This is a genomic window from Mesorhizobium sp. M1A.F.Ca.IN.020.03.2.1, from assembly GCF_004023205.1.
Taxonomy (GTDB): Bacteria; Pseudomonadota; Alphaproteobacteria; order Rhizobiales; family Rhizobiaceae; genus Mesorhizobium.
Map to the genome: position 1 here is coordinate 1 of NZ_RZSV01000060.1, position 18,418 is coordinate 18,418.

11 protein-coding genes, 1 tRNA gene and 1 pseudogene are annotated in these 18,418 nt (G+C 61.1%); 10 read left to right on the forward strand and 3 right to left on the reverse strand.

The window, feature by feature from the left end; all coding sequences use genetic code 11:
- The 3 genes and pseudogenes from EOA79_RS33545 to EOA79_RS12395 all read left to right on the forward strand — a co-directional run.
- Positions 1 to 165: pseudogene (locus tag EOA79_RS33545) on the forward strand (ABC transporter permease); the annotation flags it as partial.
- Positions 162 to 1,790 carry an ABC transporter ATP-binding protein gene (locus EOA79_RS12390; RefSeq protein WP_127335710.1) on the forward strand — a complete coding sequence of 543 codons (1,629 nt, stop codon included), beginning with the start codon at positions 162 to 164 and terminating at the stop codon, positions 1,788 to 1,790. The pseudogene EOA79_RS33545 and the gene EOA79_RS12390, both read left to right, overlap by 4 nt.
- A 29-nt stretch (positions 1,791 to 1,819) precedes the next feature.
- Entirely contained in the window at positions 1,820 to 2,761 is a 942-nt protein-coding gene (locus tag EOA79_RS12395; RefSeq protein WP_067324464.1) for a glyoxylate/hydroxypyruvate reductase A, read from the forward strand.
- On the opposite strand, the gene EOA79_RS12400 is transcribed toward EOA79_RS12395, so the two are convergent.
- Together EOA79_RS12400 and EOA79_RS12405 are read right to left on the reverse strand one after the other, a co-directional pair.
- Positions 2,755 to 3,138 (reverse strand): hypothetical protein, encoded by a 384-nt coding sequence (locus EOA79_RS12400; protein ID WP_066996215.1) that lies wholly within the window; start codon positions 3,136 to 3,138, stop codon positions 2,755 to 2,757. The genes EOA79_RS12395 and EOA79_RS12400 overlap by 7 nt on opposite strands.
- Positions 3,139 to 3,213: 75 nt before the next feature.
- Entirely contained in the window at positions 3,214 to 4,131 is a 918-nt protein-coding gene (locus tag EOA79_RS12405) for a methyltransferase domain-containing protein (protein WP_127335709.1), read from the reverse strand.
- A gap of 108 nt (positions 4,132 to 4,239) precedes the next feature.
- Between EOA79_RS12405 and EOA79_RS12410 the strand changes: the two genes are divergently transcribed.
- Together EOA79_RS12410 and EOA79_RS12415 are read left to right on the forward strand one after the other, a co-directional pair.
- Positions 4,240 to 5,250 (forward strand): ligase-associated DNA damage response exonuclease, encoded by a 1,011-nt coding sequence (locus EOA79_RS12410; RefSeq protein WP_128293032.1) that lies wholly within the window; start codon positions 4,240 to 4,242, stop codon positions 5,248 to 5,250.
- 238 nt (positions 5,251 to 5,488) lie between these two features.
- On the forward strand, positions 5,489 to 7,090 hold the full coding sequence (locus EOA79_RS12415) for a cisplatin damage response ATP-dependent DNA ligase (protein ID WP_128293034.1): 1,602 nt from the start codon (positions 5,489 to 5,491) through the stop codon (positions 7,088 to 7,090).
- A 104-nt stretch (positions 7,091 to 7,194) separates the two neighbouring features.
- On the opposite strand, the gene EOA79_RS12420 is transcribed toward EOA79_RS12415, so the two are convergent.
- On the reverse strand, positions 7,195 to 8,397 hold the full coding sequence (locus EOA79_RS12420) for a hypothetical protein (RefSeq protein ID WP_127335480.1): 1,203 nt from the start codon (positions 8,395 to 8,397) through the stop codon (positions 7,195 to 7,197).
- Positions 8,398 to 8,743: 346 nt separating this feature from the next.
- Here EOA79_RS12420 and EOA79_RS12425 point away from each other — a divergent pair.
- The 5 genes from EOA79_RS12425 to EOA79_RS12445 all read left to right on the forward strand — a co-directional run bounded on the left by EOA79_RS12425 (position 8,744) and on the right by EOA79_RS12445 (position 18,356).
- Positions 8,744 to 8,819: transfer RNA gene (locus tag EOA79_RS12425), tRNA-Thr, on the forward strand.
- A 498-nt stretch (positions 8,820 to 9,317) separates the two neighbouring features.
- On the forward strand, positions 9,318 to 12,218 hold the full coding sequence (locus EOA79_RS12430; RefSeq protein WP_348627464.1) for an SNF2-related protein: 2,901 nt from the start codon (positions 9,318 to 9,320) through the stop codon (positions 12,216 to 12,218).
- Positions 12,215 to 14,014 carry an AIPR family protein gene (locus EOA79_RS12435; protein WP_127335478.1) on the forward strand — a complete coding sequence of 600 codons (1,800 nt, stop codon included), beginning with the start codon at positions 12,215 to 12,217 and terminating at the stop codon, positions 14,012 to 14,014. Before EOA79_RS12430 ends, EOA79_RS12435 begins: the two co-directional genes overlap by 4 nt.
- Positions 14,011 to 15,681, forward strand: a complete 1,671-nt coding sequence (locus EOA79_RS12440; protein ID WP_348631863.1) for a site-specific DNA-methyltransferase — start codon at positions 14,011 to 14,013, stop codon at positions 15,679 to 15,681. The genes EOA79_RS12435 and EOA79_RS12440 overlap by 4 nt, the downstream gene beginning before the upstream one ends.
- The gene (locus EOA79_RS12445) at positions 15,678 to 18,356 is read left to right on the forward strand and encodes a DEAD/DEAH box helicase family protein (RefSeq protein ID WP_127335477.1); all 2,679 of its coding nucleotides are present in this window, start codon (positions 15,678 to 15,680) and stop codon (positions 18,354 to 18,356) included. Before EOA79_RS12440 ends, EOA79_RS12445 begins: the two co-directional genes overlap by 4 nt.
- Positions 18,357 to 18,418 lie beyond the last annotated feature (62 nt).

Consider the following 18,418-nt stretch of genomic DNA (forward strand, 5'->3'; position numbering starts at 1 on the left):
GGTTCGGCCTCGCTCGGCGAATTGCTGAAGCAGGCGCAGCGCAATCTCAACGCGCCCTGGCTCGGCATCTCCGGCTTCATCGTGATTTCGCTGATGCTGTCGCTGCTGGTCTTCATCGGCGAGGCGACGCGCGATGCCTTCGATCCGCGCAAGACGTTCAAATGAGCGAGCCTCTGCTTTCCGTCCGCGATTTGAGTGTCGCCTTCGCGCAAGGCGGCACGCAATCGATCGCCGTCGACCACGTCTCCTTCGACATCGGCAAGGGCGAGACGGTCGCGCTGGTCGGCGAATCCGGATCCGGCAAATCGGTCTCCGCGCTGTCGGTGCTGAAGCTGTTGCCCTATCCGTCGGCCAGCCACCCCTCGGGAAAGATCCTGTTCCACGGCGCCGACCTGCTCCACGCCAACGAAAGGACGCTGCGCGGCGTGCGCGGCAACAAGATCACCATGATCTTCCAGGAGCCGATGACCTCGCTCAATCCGCTGCACACGATCGAGCAGCAGATCGTCGAGGTGCTGAAGCTGCATCAGGGGCTGGGCGATCGCCAGGCCCACGCTCGCACGTTGGAGCTGCTCACCGAGGTCGGCATACGCGACCCGCAGAAGCGGCTCGATGCCTATCCGCACCAGCTCTCCGGCGGCCAGCGCCAGCGCGTCATGATCGCCATGGCCTTGGCCAACGAGCCGGAACTCTTGATCGCCGACGAGCCGACGACGGCGCTCGACGTGACCGTGCAGGCGCAGATCCTCGAACTGCTCGCCGGCCTGAAAAGCCGCAAGCGCATGTCGATGCTATTCATCACCCATGACCTCGGCATCGTCAGAAAGATCGCCGACCGCGTCTGCGTCATGACGAAGGGCAAAATAGTCGAGACCGGGCCGACCAAGGAGATCTTCGCCAACCCGCAACACGCCTATACCAAGCACCTCTTGGCCGCCGAGCCGAAGGGCAAACCGCCGGCGGCGAATGCCGATGCCACGGCGGTGATGACCGGCAAGGACATCAAGGTCTGGTTCCCGATCAAGCGGGGCTTCTTCCGCCGCACCGTCGACCATGTGAAGGCGGTGGACGGCATCGACGTTACAGTGCGCGCCGGCCAGACGCTCGGCGTGGTCGGTGAATCCGGCTCCGGCAAGACGACGCTCGGCCTGGCGCTTGCGCGGATGATCTCGTCCACGGGCGCGATCAACTTCAACGGGCGCGACATCAACCAGCTTTCCTTCAGCGCCATGCGGCCGCTGCGGCGCGAGCTGCAGATCGTCTTCCAGGACCCGTTCGGATCCTTGAGCCCGCGCATGTCGGTCGCGGAGATCATTGAGGAAGGGCTGAAGATCCACGCGCCGAAACTCTCGCCCGATGAGCGCGACGACAAGGTCGTCGAGGTGTTGAAGGAAGTCGGTCTCGACCCGGAGACGCGTCACCGCTATCCGCATGAATTCTCGGGCGGCCAGCGCCAGCGTGTCGCGATCGCCCGCGCCATGGTGCTCAACCCGCGCTTCGTCATGCTCGACGAGCCGACCTCGGCGCTCGACATGAGCGTGCAGGCGCAGGTGGTCGATCTGTTGCGCAACCTGCAGGCCAGGCACAACCTCGCTTATCTCTTCATCAGCCACGACCTGAAGGTCATCCGCGCCCTTGCCAATGACGTGATCGTCATGCGCAATGGTCAGATCGTCGAAGCCGGGCCGTCCGAACAGATTTTCGACCGCCCGCAAACCGACTATACGAGGGCGCTGATCTCGGCCGCGTTCCGGATCGAAACGGCACCGACCGGGGTCGTCAGCGAGTAGGCTGGAAATACAGGAAAGACACTCCACGAATGGAAAAAGGCAAAGTTCTGCTTGCCCTCACCGGCTTTCACCCGCAGCGCTGGCGCGAACTGCTCGCGGCCGAGCGCGAGGTGGTGCTGGAGCCCGATGGTCCGAGCGATCCCTCGATCGCTTATGCAGTGGTGTGGAAGCAGAAACCGAATCTGTTGTCGTCGCTGCCCAATTTGCGCGCCATCTTCTCGATCGGCGCAGGCGTCGACCATATCTTCGCCGACCCCGGCCTGCCCGAGGTGCCGATCGTCCGGGTCGTTGCCGACAATCTCACGCAATACATGACCGAGTATGTCGTCTGGCGCGTGCTCGACCACCATCGTCAGGGCATGCTCTACCGAGCGCAACAGCAGAAGAAGACCTGGCACGAGCCGCCGCAACGCCCGGCCGGCGACATCTCGGTCGGCATCATGGGTCTCGGCAACCTTGGCCGCGCCGCGGCATCGGTGCTTTTGGCGCTAGGCTTCGCCGTGAACGGCTGGTCGCGCACCGAGCACCCTATGCAGGGGGTCTCGACCTATTCCGGCGAAGGCGGGCTGATCCCCTTCCTCAACGCCACCGACATCCTGGTGGTGCTGTTGCCGCTGACGCCGCGCACGCAAGGCATCGTCAATTACGCCGTTCTGAAGGAATTGCGCAAACGCAACGGCCTCGGCGGCTCGGTGCTGATCAACGCCGGGCGCGGGCGGCTGCAGAAGGATGCCGACATCCTGCGCGCGCTGGACGACGGCACGCTGAAGGAAGCGAGCCTCGACGTGTTCGAGGTCGAGCCGCTGCCGAAGACGAGCCCGTTGTGGAGCCATCCGAAAGTGTTCGTGACGCCGCATGCGGCGGCGACCTCGGACCCGGCCCATCTGGTGCCGATCATGCTTCGGCAGATGGCCGCCTTCGAGCGCGGCGAAAAGCTCGAAAACGTCGTCGATCGCGAAGCGGGTTACTGAGCAGACGCCGGCTTCGAGCCCGGCAGCGCGAACTTGTCCTTCTTCTTCGGCTTGCCGCAATCGCGCCGTTCGATCGAACGGTTCATGGCGTCGATCTCGCCGCTCGCCTTGTCGCTGTCGCGCTGCGCCCTGGAGCGCATGTCCGGCGTAAACGGGCCAAAACCCATCGCCGGATTGGAGAAAGCCGGTTTTGCGGTGACCGGCAGATTGTATTGCTGCGCCAGCGCGTTGCGATTGGCTAGCAGCTGGTCGCAGGGCACGCTGTCATATTGCAGCGAGGATTGGACGTTTTCGTCCTGGCGCTCCGCCATCGAAGTGCCGCCAACGCAGCCGGCCGTCATCAGGCAAGATGCCAACACAGCCATGGTCCAGCGCATGGTAATTCTCCGTGCCGTATCGCCACGCCCTAAGCCGACACGCGATTCGGGCTTTTTCGCGAGCAGCCGTCGCCCTCATTCCGCCGGCTTGCGACGGGCTATCACCGCAAGGCCTCCTACTGGCTCGCCGCGGTCATGCCGGATGGTCGTGCTTTCCAGCGACAGGATCGCAAACCCGCTGTCGGCGAGAACGCGCCGCACATAGGCGTCGGAATGCGCGTAGCGCCGCGAGGGCAGCAATGCAAAGGCATCGCCACCGGCAAGTGTCTCGACCGAGAACGCAAAGAGGCCTTCATCGACCAGACTGTTGGCAACTGCTCCAACAATGCGTTCGAGCGCCCCGACATAGATGAACACGTCGGCGGCGACCACGAGGTCGGCTTTCGAGCCAGGTCGAGAGAAATGCTGGAGATCGGACTTGGAGAGCTTGTCGTAGATGCCTTTGGCGCGCGCCTTCCGCAACATGCTGCTCGAAATGTCATAGCCTTCCAGCCGGTCAACGATCGGGCGCAGCCTTTCGCCCATCAGGCCGGTGCCGCAGCCGAGGTCGAGCGCCAGCCGGAACCGGCCCGGGCTCGCCGCGCGAATGGCGCGATCGAGAAACTCTGGCATTCGATAACCGAGTTTCCCGACCAGCGATTGCTCGAAATTGTCGGCATAGTGATCGAACAGGGTCTCGACGAAAGCACTGGGCGGAGCCGCTGCCACCGGCGCATGGCCGATCAGCTGCAGCTTGAGCGCGGAACCCAGCCGGTCCGCGGGATCGAGCTTCAAGGCCATCGCCCATGCCTGGGCTGCCTGGTCGGGAAAACGTGCGGCCTCCTGCATCTCGCCGAGCCGGAACCAGCCCGCCGCCCATTGCGGCGCCAGCTCCAGCGCGCCAAGCAAAAGCTCCGCCGCCTGCGCAGGCTCGCCGGAGGCCAGCAGCATCTCGGCAAAGTCGGCGCGACGGTCGGCGGTCAAATAGCCGGACGAAGCCTGAAGTGGTTTCATGGTTCCATTGGTCCCGCCGGTGTGCGAACCGGCGGCCGGCTGTAGGACGAGTCAGCAGTCTGTTGCAAGAAGCTTCCCGCGTCGAATTTAGCCACTATGTTCAAGGCCATGCGCGCCAGCGACCTGCTCAAGCCACGACCCGAAGGGCTCTACTGTCCGCCAGGCGATTTCTTCATCGATCCGGTGCGGCCGGTCAGCCGCGCACTGATCACGCACGGCCATTCCGATCATGCGCGCTCAGGCCACCGCTCGGTGCTTGCCACACAGCAAACGCTCGACATCATGGGCCTGCGCTATGGCGAGGATTTCGCCGAAACCACGCAGGCAGCAACTGTCGGCGAGACGATCGATATCAACGGCGTCTCCGTCACTTTCCATCCGGCCGGACATGTGCTGGGTTCGGCGCAGATCGTCGTCGAGCATCAGGGCCTGCGCATCGTCGCCTCCGGCGACTACAAGCGCCAGAAAGACGCTACCTGCCTGCCGTTCGAGCCGGTGCCTTGCGATGTCTTCATCACCGAGGCGACCTTCGGACTGCCGGTGTTCCGGCACCCGCCGGACCATGAGGAGATCGCGCGCCTGCTCAAATCGGCGACGCAATTTCCCGAGCGTTCGCACCTGATCGGCGCCTATGCGCTCGGCAAGGCGCAGCGCGTCATGCGGCTGCTGCGCGAGGCCGGTTACGACAGGCCGATCTATATCCATGGCGCGCTGGCCAAGCTCAGCGAGTATTACCAGAGCCAGGGCATCGATCTGGGGCAGATCGAACCGGCGACGGTGGAAAGCGGCGGCAAGGCCGATTTCGAAGGCGCCATTGTCGTCGGGCCGCCGGCCGCGTTCGCCGACCGCTGGGCGCGGCGCTTCCCCGACCCGATCGCCTGCTTCGCTTCAGGTTGGATGCGCATCCGTCAGCGCGCCAAGCAGGGCGGCGTCGAGCTGCCGCTGATCATTTCCGACCATGCCGACTGGGACGAGCTCATCGCCACGATCAAGGAAACCGGCGCCGAGGAGATCTGGGTGACGCATGGCCGCGAGGAAGCGCTGGTGCGCTGGTGCGAGCTGGAGGGCATCGCCGCGCGGCCGCTGCATCTTGTTGGCTACGAGGACGAGGGCGATTGATGGAACAGTGTTCGCCAATCGCCGCCGCCGAGTTCTACGGCGCCCCCCTCTGTCCTGCCGGACATCTCTCCCTCAAGGGGGGAGATTGGCAGTTTCAGCGCCGACGCATCTCCCGCGACGCGAGAGATTGGCGAAAGCCGGCGCGGCATCTGATTTCCCCCCTTGAGGGGGAGATGGCCGGCAGGACAGAGGGGGGCGCCTTGCGCCTGCTCTCGCGATTGGCATGGCGCAACCAACGATGAACCGCTTCGCCGAGCTCCTCGACCGGCTGGTGCTGACGCCTTCGCGCAACGGCAAGCTGACGCTGCTCACCGACTATTTCCGCAGCGTCGAGGATCCCGACCGCGGGCTGGCGCTGGCGGCGATCACCGGCGATCTGTCGATCGCGGCGGTGAAGCCGGCGATGCTGCGCGCGCTGGTGGTCGAGCGCATGGACCCCGTGCTGTTCGGCTATTCCTACGATTATGTTGGCGATCTCGCCGAGACGGTGTCGCTGGTCTGGCCGCAGCCGGCCGGCCACATACCGAACCACGCGCCAACGCTCGCCGAAGTGGTCGGCAAGCTGCAGGCGGCGAGCCGCTCCGACGGGCCGCAGGTGCTCGCTAGGCTTCTCGACAGCGCCAGCATCTCTGCGCGCTTCGCCATCATCAAGCTGGTTACCGGCGGGTTGCGCATCGGCGTGTCGGCGCGGCTTGCCAAGCAGGCGTTGGCCGATCTCGGCCAAGTCGATGTCGTCGAGATCGAGGAGCTCTGGCACGGGCTGACGCCTCCCTACACGGCGCTCTTTGCGTGGCTGGAAGGCCGGGCGGAAAAACCGAGGAGCGCCGCGCTCGCATTGTTCCGGCCGGTGATGCTGTCCAATGCGGTCGACGACGGCGATTTGGAGAAGCTCGAACCGGCCGATTATGCGGCGGAGTGGAAGTGGGACGGCATCCGCGTCCAGGCGGTGTGCGAGGGCGGCATCCGCCGGCTCTATTCGCGCACCGGCGACGATGTTTCCGGCGCCTTCCCGGACCTCGCCGCGACGATGGATTTCGAGGCGGCGCTCGACGGCGAATTGCTGGTCGGCGACCCGCGCGAGGCGACCGGAACCTTCTCCGACCTGCAGCAGCGGCTGAACCGCAAGAGCGTCTCGCCAAAAATCCAGCAGCAATATCCGGCCTTCATGCGCTGCTACGACGCGCTGCAAATCAACGGCGAGGATTTGCGCAGCCTCCCCTTCGCCGAGCGCCGCACCCGGCTCGGAGCCTTCGTCCAGACGCTCGATGCCAGCCGCTTCGACCTTTCGCCGCTGGTCGAATTTTCGGATTGGGAGACGCTGGAGCGGCTGCGCCAGGCGCCGCCGCATCCGATCATCGAAGGGGTGATGCTGAAGCGCTGGGATTCGCCCTATCTTGCCGGCCGCCCGAAAGGCCCCTGGTTCAAGTGGAAGCGCGATCCGCACACGATCGACGCGGTGCTGATGTATGCGCAGCGCGGCCACGGCAAGCGATCGAGCTTCTATTCCGACTACACTTTCGGGGTCTGGTCAGGCCCGGAGGGATCGGAAGAGCTGGTGCCGGTCGGCAAGGCCTATTTCGGCTTCACCGACGAGGAGCTGCGGCAAATCGACAAATATGTGCGCGACCATACGATCGAGCGGTTCGGGCCGGTGCGCTCGGTGCGCGCCGATCGCAAGAATGGGCTGGTGCTGGAAGTGGCCTTCGAAGGGCTCAACCGCTCGACGCGCCATAAATCTGGCGTCGCGATGCGCTTTCCGCGCATCTCACGGTTGCGCTGGGACAAGCCCTCCGCCGAGGCCGACCGGATCGAGACGCTGCAAGCGTTGCTCGACAGCTAGAAATCTGCCGACGCTTCACCCCACCCGGCGCTTCGCGCCGACCTTCCCATCAAGGGGAGGTCGGTCGCATCCCTGGAGATAGCCCCTCGCTGCCGATGCCGAGGTCACTCCGCGATCGATACGCGGATCTCGTAGATGTCGACGGACTTGCCCTGCTTGTCGAAGTCGGAGTTGACGGCGATGGTGCCGGCCGCACCCGGGTGCTTGTTCGGGAACTGCACGTCGAACAGGTATTCGTTGCGCTCGTCGCCAACGGCATAGCGCTTGCGGCCGCAATCGCCGAGCTCGCCGAAATTGCAGTCGACCGAGATCTGCGTCTCCTTGCCTTCTTCCGAGCGGGCGATGATGTCGAACATGGCATGCTTGCCGGCGAGCTTTTCCAGCACGCCCTGGCCGACATCGAAGGCGATGGCCGAGCCGGATGCGCCCGAGCGGACGCGCAGGAACTGACCGGTGTCGTCCTTCATGACATCGGCGGCGGCGTCGGACGGTGTGCTGACATGGGTCGGATCGCTGGGCGAGAAGACGTTGATCCAGTTCTTCGACTGATCCGCCTCGCCGGGCTTCTGCGGCGAGCCGGTTTCGGCTGGCTGCGAGGAGTCTTCGTCTTCCAGCGTCGGGGTCGGCTCGGGCGGACCGGTGTTGAGTTCAGCCGCCGTCTTGAAGACGCCGGTCTGCTTGGCGAAATAGAGGCCGATGCCGGCAGCCGCCAGCAGCGTCGCCGCGACAAAGATGGCGGTGAGCGGCAGGCGCCGGCCACGGATACGCCGTTCATCGCGATCCGGCGCCACTTCGGCGCCGTTGCCGATGGACGCTCCGGGAGAGTCATCAAGCGTCGGCGCGTTCGGAAGCGCCTCGTCCGGCATGATGTCGGGCACGCGGGGCAGCACGCGCGAGCGCGGCGCATCCGATGTGTCGGGCTGCACCGGACCGTCGACGGTAATCGACGGCGACGGTGCCCCCTGGTCGGGGCCCCGCGGGGCATCCACCGGCGGCGCGGGAGACTGGCTCGGCGTGTCGACCGCCGGCCCCGGCGCGGCGTTGCCGACGAATGGACCGCTGTCCAGCGGAAGCGTCACGTCAGGAACGACCTGGACAGCCGGCAGGAATTCGGATTCGATCTCGGTGATCTTGGCCTGCACCGCCTTGCGGCGGTTGATGGCGGCTTCCACCGTCACGTTGGGGTTGGCCTGCAGCACGCGATCGAGCGCGGCAAAGGCCGAGCGATAGACCTTCTCGCGAAACGCCCGGTCCTCGGGATTGCCTTTCTCGAAGGCGTTCCGGATCGCTTTCTCGATGGGGTCCAAGCGAGCTCCCTCTGCGCGTTCGCTCACAGTTATCGATCGTTAGCCGCAGGCGACCAGTCAATCAACGGGCGGGCGGCTGCCTTGCCGACGCATCCAATGCCCATTTCGGCGTTTTTTGTTGAAGAATCAACATTTTTGTCGCCGCCGCCGGATCGGCCTGCAACGGAATCGGACGCCTGCCGGCGCGGGCCCGCAAGCCGTGCTGGCGCGGCGCTTAAGGCTGACGCGCAGCGGCAAGCGACGGAATTGCCGCGCATGAGCGCAGGATTTCGCCGCCAGCCATCTTGAATTAGCTGGCGGTTGAGTCTATCAACCGGCGCATCTTGGAAGCCCAGCGGCTTCCCGGGCCGCTTTAGCTCAGTTGGTAGAGCACATCATTCGTAATGATGGGGTCGCGTGTTCGAGTCACGCAAGCGGCACCAACCAATCCTATGATTTCACTAGAGAAATTTTCGAAATTGAGCGTTAAAAGCTTCGCCTTTAAGCCGAAAAAGGTAACAGGGCAGGTAACAAAATTTCTCTGTAGGTAAGGATCGGGGTAACTATCATAGCGCAGCGGGCGCGAGACAAAATGCTGGCAGCGGACATTTTTCGAATCGAGCGACCGCGCGGAAGTGGTGCTGGCAAAGCAGTAAGCCGGCAAGCTCGTTGAGAAGATGCGTCACTGGACTTCGCAAATGTCGCCTAACCTGTCCCAACAGTTGGAGGCGGAAGTCAGCATTGCCCCCATTTCAGCCATTGACCCGAGCGCAGACGCTACCTGAAGGCAGCATGGCTGGAAGAGGTGGCGTGACAGGAGTGGCGGTCAAGCAAAGGTCACGCTCCGATCGTACTCTTCAATGCCTGCACTGTCCGCCCTATTAATTAAAGTTCGTCATTTGAACTGCGCTGGACTGTGAGCTAGTGATCAGCGGCGCGGAATCCGATTTACATTAAGCGGGAATAATCAATGCGGTGGGCTAAGATTGATCACTGACTTCCATGCAAAGTACCTAGCTCACGAACTGACAAAACGGTGCCCGCCCGACAGCTCGGAGCGCCTGGCGGGAGCTGTGGCCAGCGCTCAGGTCGATCTCAATCCCCATCAGGTCGATGCCGCGCTCTTCGCTTTCGCATCGCCCCTATCAAAGGGCGCGTTGCTCGCCGATGAAGTCGGTCTCGGGAAGACAATTGAAGCCGGATTGGTCATCTCTCAGCGATGGGCCGAGCGGAAGAGGCGTATCCTGGTCATTGCGCCCTCAAACCTCCGCAAACAATGGCACCAAGAACTGAGTGAGAAGTTTTTGCTCCCCGGCGTAATCCTGGAGTCTAAGTCTTACAACCAGTCCATTCGAGATGGAGCTCTTCAGCCTTTCGAAGCCCAAAATGCTATCGTGATCTGCTCATATCAGTTTGCGCGCTCCAAGGCGTCGGACGTGCATCGGGTTCCTTGGGATCTTGTCGTGATCGACGAGGCACACAGACTTAGAAATGTCTACAAGCCATCGAATGTTATTGCGAATACGCTGAAAAATGCACTCGCTCAGAAAAACAAGTTGCTACTGACGGCAACGCCGCTCCAGAACTCGCTCTTGGAGTTGTATGGGCTCGTCAGCTTCATTGATGAGCACGCTTTCGGCGATGTAAAAAGTTTCCGCGAGCAATTTGCCAATCCGGGTGACAAACGCAACTTCGAGGCGCTGAAGGAGCGTCTAAAGCCCATTTGTCACCGCACTCTTCGGCGCCAGGTGACCGCATACATCCCCTACACGCGCCGTCTTCCCTTGGTCGAGGAGTTCACGCCAGCCGACGGCGAGGACCGCCTCTATCAGCTCGTCACCGAGTATCTGCAGCGTGACAATCTGCAGGCCCTCCCATCTGGACAACGTTCGTTGATGACGCTTGTTTTGCGGAAGCTCCTAGCCTCCTCGACGTTTGCGATCGCCGGCGCCCTAGACTCCATTTCGCAGAGGCTGAGGGCAAAGTTGGACACTCATCCTGCTGGAACACCTTTGGATGAGCTTACCGAGGACTTCGAGGCGCTCGAAGCGACAGCGGAGGAATGGCCCGAGGATGCGGACGAAGAACCACTGACGGACGCCGACCGCGAAGCCATCGAGGCCGAAATTGCGGACCTCGAATCCTTCGCGAAACTAGCGACCTCGATAGAGCATAACGCCAAGGGCAAGGCTCTGCTGAAGGCTTTGGACGTGGCCTTCGGAAAAGCGCACGAACTTGGCGGCGCTGAGAAGGCGATCATCTTCACCGAGTCCCGCCGGACCCAAGAATACCTTCAGCGGGTTCTCGCCAGCAGTCCATATGCGGGCGGCATCGTCTTGTTCAACGGCACGAATACCGATCCATTGTCGCGTGAGATCTACGCCCGCTGGATCGAGAGACACGTCGGATCGGATCGTGTCACGGGATCGAGAACCGCAGACATGAGGTCTGCGCTGGTCGACTACTTCCGTGACGAAGGTCAGATCATGATCGCGACGGAGGCCGGCGCCGAAGGCATCAATCTGCAATTCTGCTCGCTCGTCGTGAATTACGACCTGCCGTGGAATCCGCAGCGCGTGGAGCAGCGAATCGGTCGCTGCCATCGATACGGCCAGAAACACGACGTCGTGGTCGTAAACTTCATCAATCGCAAGAACGAAGCGGATCAGCGGGTCTATCAGCTTCTCTCAGAGAAGTTTCGGCTCTTCGAAGGTGTGTTCGGCGCCAGCGACGAGGTCTTGGGCGCGATAGAGTCCGGCGTCGATTTCGAGAAGAGAATTGCCGGCATATACCAGGAGTGCCGTCAACCCGAACAAATCCGTGCAGCCTTCGACCAGCTGCAATTGGAGCTAAGCCTCGAAATTGATGCGGCGATGAACCAGACGCGGCAGAAACTCCTGGAAAAGTTCGATGATGAGGTCCGGGAGAAGCTCCGAATCCGAGACGAGGACGCGAAGGTTCATCTCGATCGCTATGAGCAGTGGTTGATGCGCCTGACGCACCATGAGCTGGACGGGTTGGCGACGTTCCACAACAACTCGTCGTTCACCTTACCTGCTCGGCCAGGGTGGGCGAATGGCGCCATTCCACCCGGGCTTTACGAGTTGCCGCGACGGTCTGGCGAGGCACACACATATCGGCTCAATCATCCCCTCGGCGAAGCCGTTGTCGCGCGCGCAAAGGAGCGCCCGCTCGCTCCGGCAGAGGTTCATTTCGACTATGCCAACCACTCCGGAAAAATCAGCATTTTGGAGCCGTTTATCGGCAACGCCGGCTGGCTGGTCGCATCCCTGATGACGGTCGAGGCTCTCGACGAGGCGGAGGACCACATCCTCCTGTCAGGGATCACCGACGAAGGAGATTTACTGGCCCGCGAAGTCTGCGATCGCCTCCTTACGATTCATGGGACGCGCGGACAGGATGTCAGCCCCGACCCAGGGGTCATGCCGCGTCTCGAAAAGTCCTTGAGCGAAAGCCAGGCACTGATCCGGCGAGCCGTATCGGAGCGAAATGCCCGTTTCTTCGAGGCCGAAGCCGATAAACTCGACGGCTGGGCAGACGACCTCAAAGTTGGGCTGGAGCGCGAGATCAAGGAAATCGACAGGCTCATCAAGGAAGCCCGTCGGGCTGCGACGACCGCTCTGACCCTCGAAGAAAAGCTCATGGGGCAGAAACAGATCAAAACGCTCGAAGCGGCGCGCAATCAGAAGCGGCGCTCGCTCTTCGACGCGCAGGACCAGGTTGACCGGCAGCGCGCCGAACTGATCGCCCAGATCGAGTCCAAACTCGAACAGAAGGTCGAGGTTGGGCCCCTTTTTGCCATTCGTTGGAGGATAGTATGAGCCTGAGCGATGCCCATCGGGGCTTGTTGGAAACCGTGTTGCGCGCGGATTATGTCGCGCACTTGCCCAATCTTCTGCAGCCGAAGGGACAACAGCAGGATGCGGTAAAGAACCTCTCACGAGCACTCGCGGCATTTGCCGCGTCTGCTCTTTGTGACGTTGCCCCCAAAGAAGCGGCGGAAGCCGTGGTAGATGACTATGACGACTTCGGCGTCGATGCGATTTACTACCACGCCCCAAGCGAAACACTCTATCTCGTGCAAGGCAAGCTGAAGGCTGGCACACTGTTCAGTCAAGACGAGGCGAACGCGTTCGTGCAAGGCGTGCGTAAACTCATCGCGCAAGACTTCTCGGGATTCAACAACCACGTCGCAAACCGGCGCGTCGCGATCGAGGATGCGATCGAAAGTTGTTCGCGGATCCAGCTTGTGATCGTACACGTCGGAGCAGGTTTAAGCCACCACGCTTCGGTGGCGTTACAGCAGCTCTTGGAAGACCCGTCGCACGGAGAGGAGCGTTTCGCACCTGCGATCGTCAATTTCGATGCCGGTAGGATCGTCGACCAGCTTCAAGAAGCGAAAGCATACCCGAGGGTGGATGCGACAATTGTACTTCAAGCTCCGGGATGCCGCAGCGAGGTGCGTAAGACCTACATTGGCTTCATCGCCGTTGACGATCTCGTCAAGCTTCATCAGACGCACGGCAAAGCGCTCTATGCGAAGAATATCAGACAGCATCTTGGGTTGAACACGGATGCGAACACCGCCATTCGTAACACTCTTGGAACGACGCCGGAGCAATTCGAGCATCTCAACAATGGCGTTACGATTCTTGCGGACAAGATTGATCCGAAAGATAACAGGAAAGCGGGAAAGCGCCTGAAGTTGACTGGAATGTCCATTATCAATGGGGCGCAAACTGTGGCTTCATCAGCCTCGTTTGTAGGGAGTAATCCTTCCTCTTCAATTTCAACTGCGTTCGTGCATGCAACGGTGATCCAAGCAGACCAGGACGCCGAATTCAGCAAGCGCGTCACCAAGGCACGAAATCTTCAAAACCCCGTAACGGCTCAAAACTTTGCTGCGCTAGACGACCAGCAGGAGCGCCTTCGCCGCGAACTCGCGGTCCTTGGCTATCACTACATCTATAAGCCTGAGGGGCTCGATGGTGGAGCCGATCCGAAACGCATTCGGATCGAGGAGGCGGCACAAGCGCTCGCCCTTGTCCAGTTAGACCCGCGGTTCCCTGTATATCTAAAGAAGGAGCCCGGTCAGCTTCTTCTGGTCGAGGGCGCGCCCTACAAGGCGTTGTTCACAGGCGACCTGGCCTCCTACCGTCTAGTGAATGCGGTGCTATTCTCTCGGTATGTCCACACGCGCATGGTGATGGAGGCATCAGCAAAAGGGGCAGGGTACGAGAAATTGACCTATAAGCACGGCGGGTTCGCCTTGGGCTTCATACTCGCAAAGCGCCTCGAAAAGGTGTTGAGCGCCGCAGCAATAATCGACCCGGCCAAATTGAGGGCGGAGCTATCTGCGCCTTTTGACGAGGCCCGGCAAAGCCTCTGGGATCAGGTTTCCGCACGGACGGCGTACAAGGGTCCGCTGGCTTTGCTACGCACTCTAGGTGAGACAATCTCAATTCTTCGCGACTCGATGATTGTGCACTACGGTCTCACAGGCGATGCGGCAATCGCACCACTTCAAGCCAGGGTCGTCGCGGGCGACCCGTACCCCCAAAAACCGCTGTTCGACTATCTGTCGGCAAAGGCGCCGCAGATCGGAAATGTCACATGATCAGAAAACAAAAGCTCGAACTGACCTGGGTGGGCAAAGAGAACCGGCCTCGGCTGGAGCCGCGCATTCTGCTGGAAGATCCGGAAAAGTCGTATCATGCCAGACACCGCGTGAGCGACGACGACATTTTCGATAATCGCTTGATCTTCGGCGACAATCTCTTGGCGCTGAAGGCGCTGGAGCAAGAATTTGCCGGCAAGGTAAAGTGCGTTTTCATTGATCCTCCGTACAATACCGGTAGCGCCTTCGAGCATTATGACGACGGGGTAGAGCATTCGATTTGGCTCGGCCTCATGCGTGATCGCCTGGAAATCATTTGGCGTATGCTGGCCGAGAATGGATCATTATGGGTTACGCTTGACGACAATGAGTCCCACTACTTTAAAGTGATGGCTGACGAGATATTTGGTCGCCGAAATTACGTTACAAGCGTGGTTTGGGAAAAGGACAAGGGACGGCGAAGCGACACTATTTTTTCGTCGGCACACGATTATATTTTGATTTACGCAAAGAACCCCGCCATTTGGGCGGGCAGCAGAAATCTTCTTGAAAGAACCGCAGATCAGGTTTCGAGGTACCGAAATCCAGACAATGATCCTCGTGGACCATGGTTGCAGGGCGATAATGGCACAGCAAAGAGCTCCAGCGAAGGTTCTCGTTGGCCGATAACGCTGCCATCCGGACGAGCTGTCGTGCCTCCACCAAGCCGCGGTTGGAGCTTCTCACGAGAAACATTCGAGACAGCTCGCCGAGAGGGGCGTGTTTACTTTGGCGCCAACGGCGACGGAATGCCGATTATCAAGCGATACCTCAGCGACGTTCAGGGTGGCGTGGTGCCTCGCACTTGGTGGCCCGCGGATGAGGCTGGGCATAATCAGGAAGCAAAGCGCGATCACCTCAATAAACTACTCAGAGGAATTGAGCCGTTTCCTACACCTAAGCCTGAAAGGTTGTTACATCGTATTTTGACAATCGCGACGAACCCCGGCGATCTCGTTCTCGATTCTTTTGCAGGCTCCGGTACCACCGGCGCAGTCGCGCACAAGATGGGGCGACGCTGGATCATGGTCGAATTGGGGGAGCACTGCGACACGCACATCATCCCCCGTCTGAAGAAGGTCATCGACGGTGAGGATGAGGGCGGGGTGACCGAGGCGGCCGACTGGCAGGGCGGCGGTGGGTTCCGCTACTTCAAGCTTGCCCCGACGCTTCTCGAAAAGGACAAATGGAGCCGCGAGGTCATCAGCAAGGCCTACAACGCCGAAATGCTGGCCGAGGCTTTGTGCAAGATCGAGGGCTTCACCTATGCCCCAAGCGATAGCGTCTATTGGCAACACGGCACCTCCACCGAGCGTGACTTCATCTATGTGACGACGCAAACGCTTTCGCCGGAACAGCTTGACGCCTTGAGCGAGGAGGTCGGTGAGGGACGCACGCTGCTCGTGCTCTGCGCGGCGTTCCGCGGCAACACGTCTGCCTGGCCCAATCTGACCGTGAAGAAGATCCCGAACCACATCCGCGAGCGCTGCGAATGGGGCCATGACGACTACAGCCTTAATGTCGAGAACCTGCCGAAAGCGCCGCCCGCGCCAAAGGCGGCCGACACGACTCTGTCCCGTTCCGCCTCCCAGCCGGGCCTGTTCGATCTCGCGGGAGACGACCAATGAACCGTCATGTCAACGCCATCGCCGGCCGTCTCAGCCTCCGCGCTCCGCAGCGGCAATCTCTCGAAATTCTCGATCGCGTCACCGAACTGGTGCCGCTGCGAAAGGGCACCGATCTCGAGGCTGCCCTTGCGGCGATTCGAGTTGAATTCCCAAGCGTCACGGATTTCGAACGTGACTTCCCGAGCCTGTGTTTCGCGCTGGCGACCGGCGTTGGCAAGACCCGGCTCATGGGCGCGTTCATAGCCTATCTGCACTTGGCGCACGGCTTGAACAATTTCTTCGTGCTCGCGCCGAACCTGACTATCTATAACAAGCTGATCGCGGATTTCACGCCCAACACGCCGAAATACGTTCTGAAGGGCATCGCTGAATTCGCGATCTCACCGCCGGTCATCACAACCGGCGACAATTTCGAGCGGCAGATTGCCAGCGGCGGCAATCTGTTCCCAGTCACCATCAACATCTTCAACATCTCCAAGATCAACTCCGAAGTGCGGGGTGGCCGCAGCCCGCGCATCCGCAGCTTCAAGGAAGAGATCGGGGACAGCTACTTCGACTACCTCGCGACCCAGACGGACCTCGTCCTGATCATGGATGAATCCCACCGCTACCGAGCGACCGCAGGCGTGCGTGCCATCAACGAGCTGAAACCGGTTATGGGGCTGGAACTGACCGCGACCCCCTTCGTCGAGACGACGCGCGGACCGGCGCCCTTCCAGAACGTGATCTTCGACTATCCGCTCGGCCGCGCCATGGCTGATGGCTTTGTGAAAGAGCCAGCAGTCGTCACTCGCGAGAACTTCGTCGCGACCGATAAATCGCCGGAGCAACTGCAGCAGATCAAACTGAAAGACGGCGTGCGACTGCACGAAAGCGTCAAAGTTGAATTGGAGACCTACGCCCGTCAGGTCGGCGCCCAGATCGTGAAGCCCTTCATGCTGGTGATCGCCCGAGACATTACGCATGCCACGGAGTTGATGGCGCTTATTAAGTCCGAGAAATTCTTCGGTGGTCGCTATGCGGACAAGGTCATTCAGGTCGATTCTAGCGTAAAAGAGGAGGAAACAATCAACAGTCTTCTCCTAGTCGAGAGCCCCGAAGAGCCGACCGAGATCGTCATCCACGTCAATATGCTGAAGGAAGGCTGGGACGTCACCAACCTCTACACGATTGTGCCGTTGCGCGCAGCCAATGCCCGCACTCTGATCGAACAGTCGATCGGACGCGGCTTGCGTCTTCCCTATGGCCGGCGGACGGGTGTCACCGCGGTCGACCGGCTGAACATCGTGGCGCATGACCGCTTCCAAGAGATCGTCGACGAAGCGCGCAAGCCGGACTCGGCCATCCGCCTACAGCAGGTTATCCTCACCGAAGGGCAGTTGCAGCAGAAGACCGTCACGGTCGAGTCTCGGCCTCAACTAGCCGCCAAGCTCGGACTACGCTCCGATACACCGGCGAATGGGACATCCGACTTCGACGAAGCTCCAGCCGAATTTACTCATGAGGAGCAACAGGTCGTTCAGATCGCATACGACGTGATCCGCAAGATGGAAACAGAGCCGTCGCGCCTGCCCAGCGTCGCGCATCTGCAGATGCCTGAGGTGCAGGCGGCGGTTCTGCGCGAAGTGCAAAGCCAGTATCGGCCTCCTCAGTTGGAACTCGATGGGATCGCCAAGCAACCCGATCTGCCGGCCATCGTCGCCAAGACCGTCGACTTGGTCGTGCAGCAGACGATCGACATTCCCCGAATTCTCGTCACCCCCAAGGGCGAGGTGAAGTCCGGTTTCCATCACTTCACGCTCGACCTATCACGCATGCGCTACGAGGTTCCGAATGAAACGCTATGGGCTGCGCATTTGCGTACGGGGCAAGTCGACCGTATCGGCCTCGGTGCCGGCAGCATCGATGAGCAACGGTTAGAGGACTATGTCGTCAGCGGCCTGATCGACTTCGATGACGTGGCCTACGACGCGCATGCCGATCTGCTCTACGATCTCGCGTCACAGGTGGCGAACCACCTGTTGGCGACGCACCCGGAAGACGGGGTTCGCAAAATCTTGCACCTCCACCAGAAGGAGATCGCCCGCTTTGTTCATGCGCAGATGCAGAACCACTTCTGGCAGGACACGGAGGTCGAGTACGAGGTCGTCGTCACTCGTGGCTTCACCGAGCTTCGAAAGAGCGCTTATACGGTGGCGGCCGGAGAGGCGCCGCTCGACTTCCGGCAAGCCCCCGCGGACAAGGCCAACATGGCGCGATACCTGTTCGGCGGCTTTCAGAAGTGCCTGTACCCCACTCAGAAATTCCAGTCGGATGCCGAGCGGAAGCTCGCGGTCATTCTCGATCGCGAGGCGCAGAAGTGGTTCAAGCCAGCGCGTGGGCAGTTTCAACTGTTCTATCGCAGTGGGACGGACCTTCAGGAATATCAGCCGGATTTCGTGGCCGAGACGGACGACAGCATCTTGATGCTTGAACCCAAGGCCTCGAACCAGATGAGCGATCCGGAGGTGCTGGCAAAACGCGATTCCGCGGTGGAGTGGTGTCGACATGCGAGCAGTCACTCGGCGAGCTACGGCGGCAAGCCATGGCGCTATGCTTTGATCCCGCATGATGCGATCGCGGAGAACATGACTCTGGCCGGCATTCTACGGCAGTTTGCCGAACGCTCGGCGTAGTTGCTCAAGCCCGCTTCCGCGCCGAACAACGGTGCGGCGTCTCGGCGCCGTTGTAGAGGACA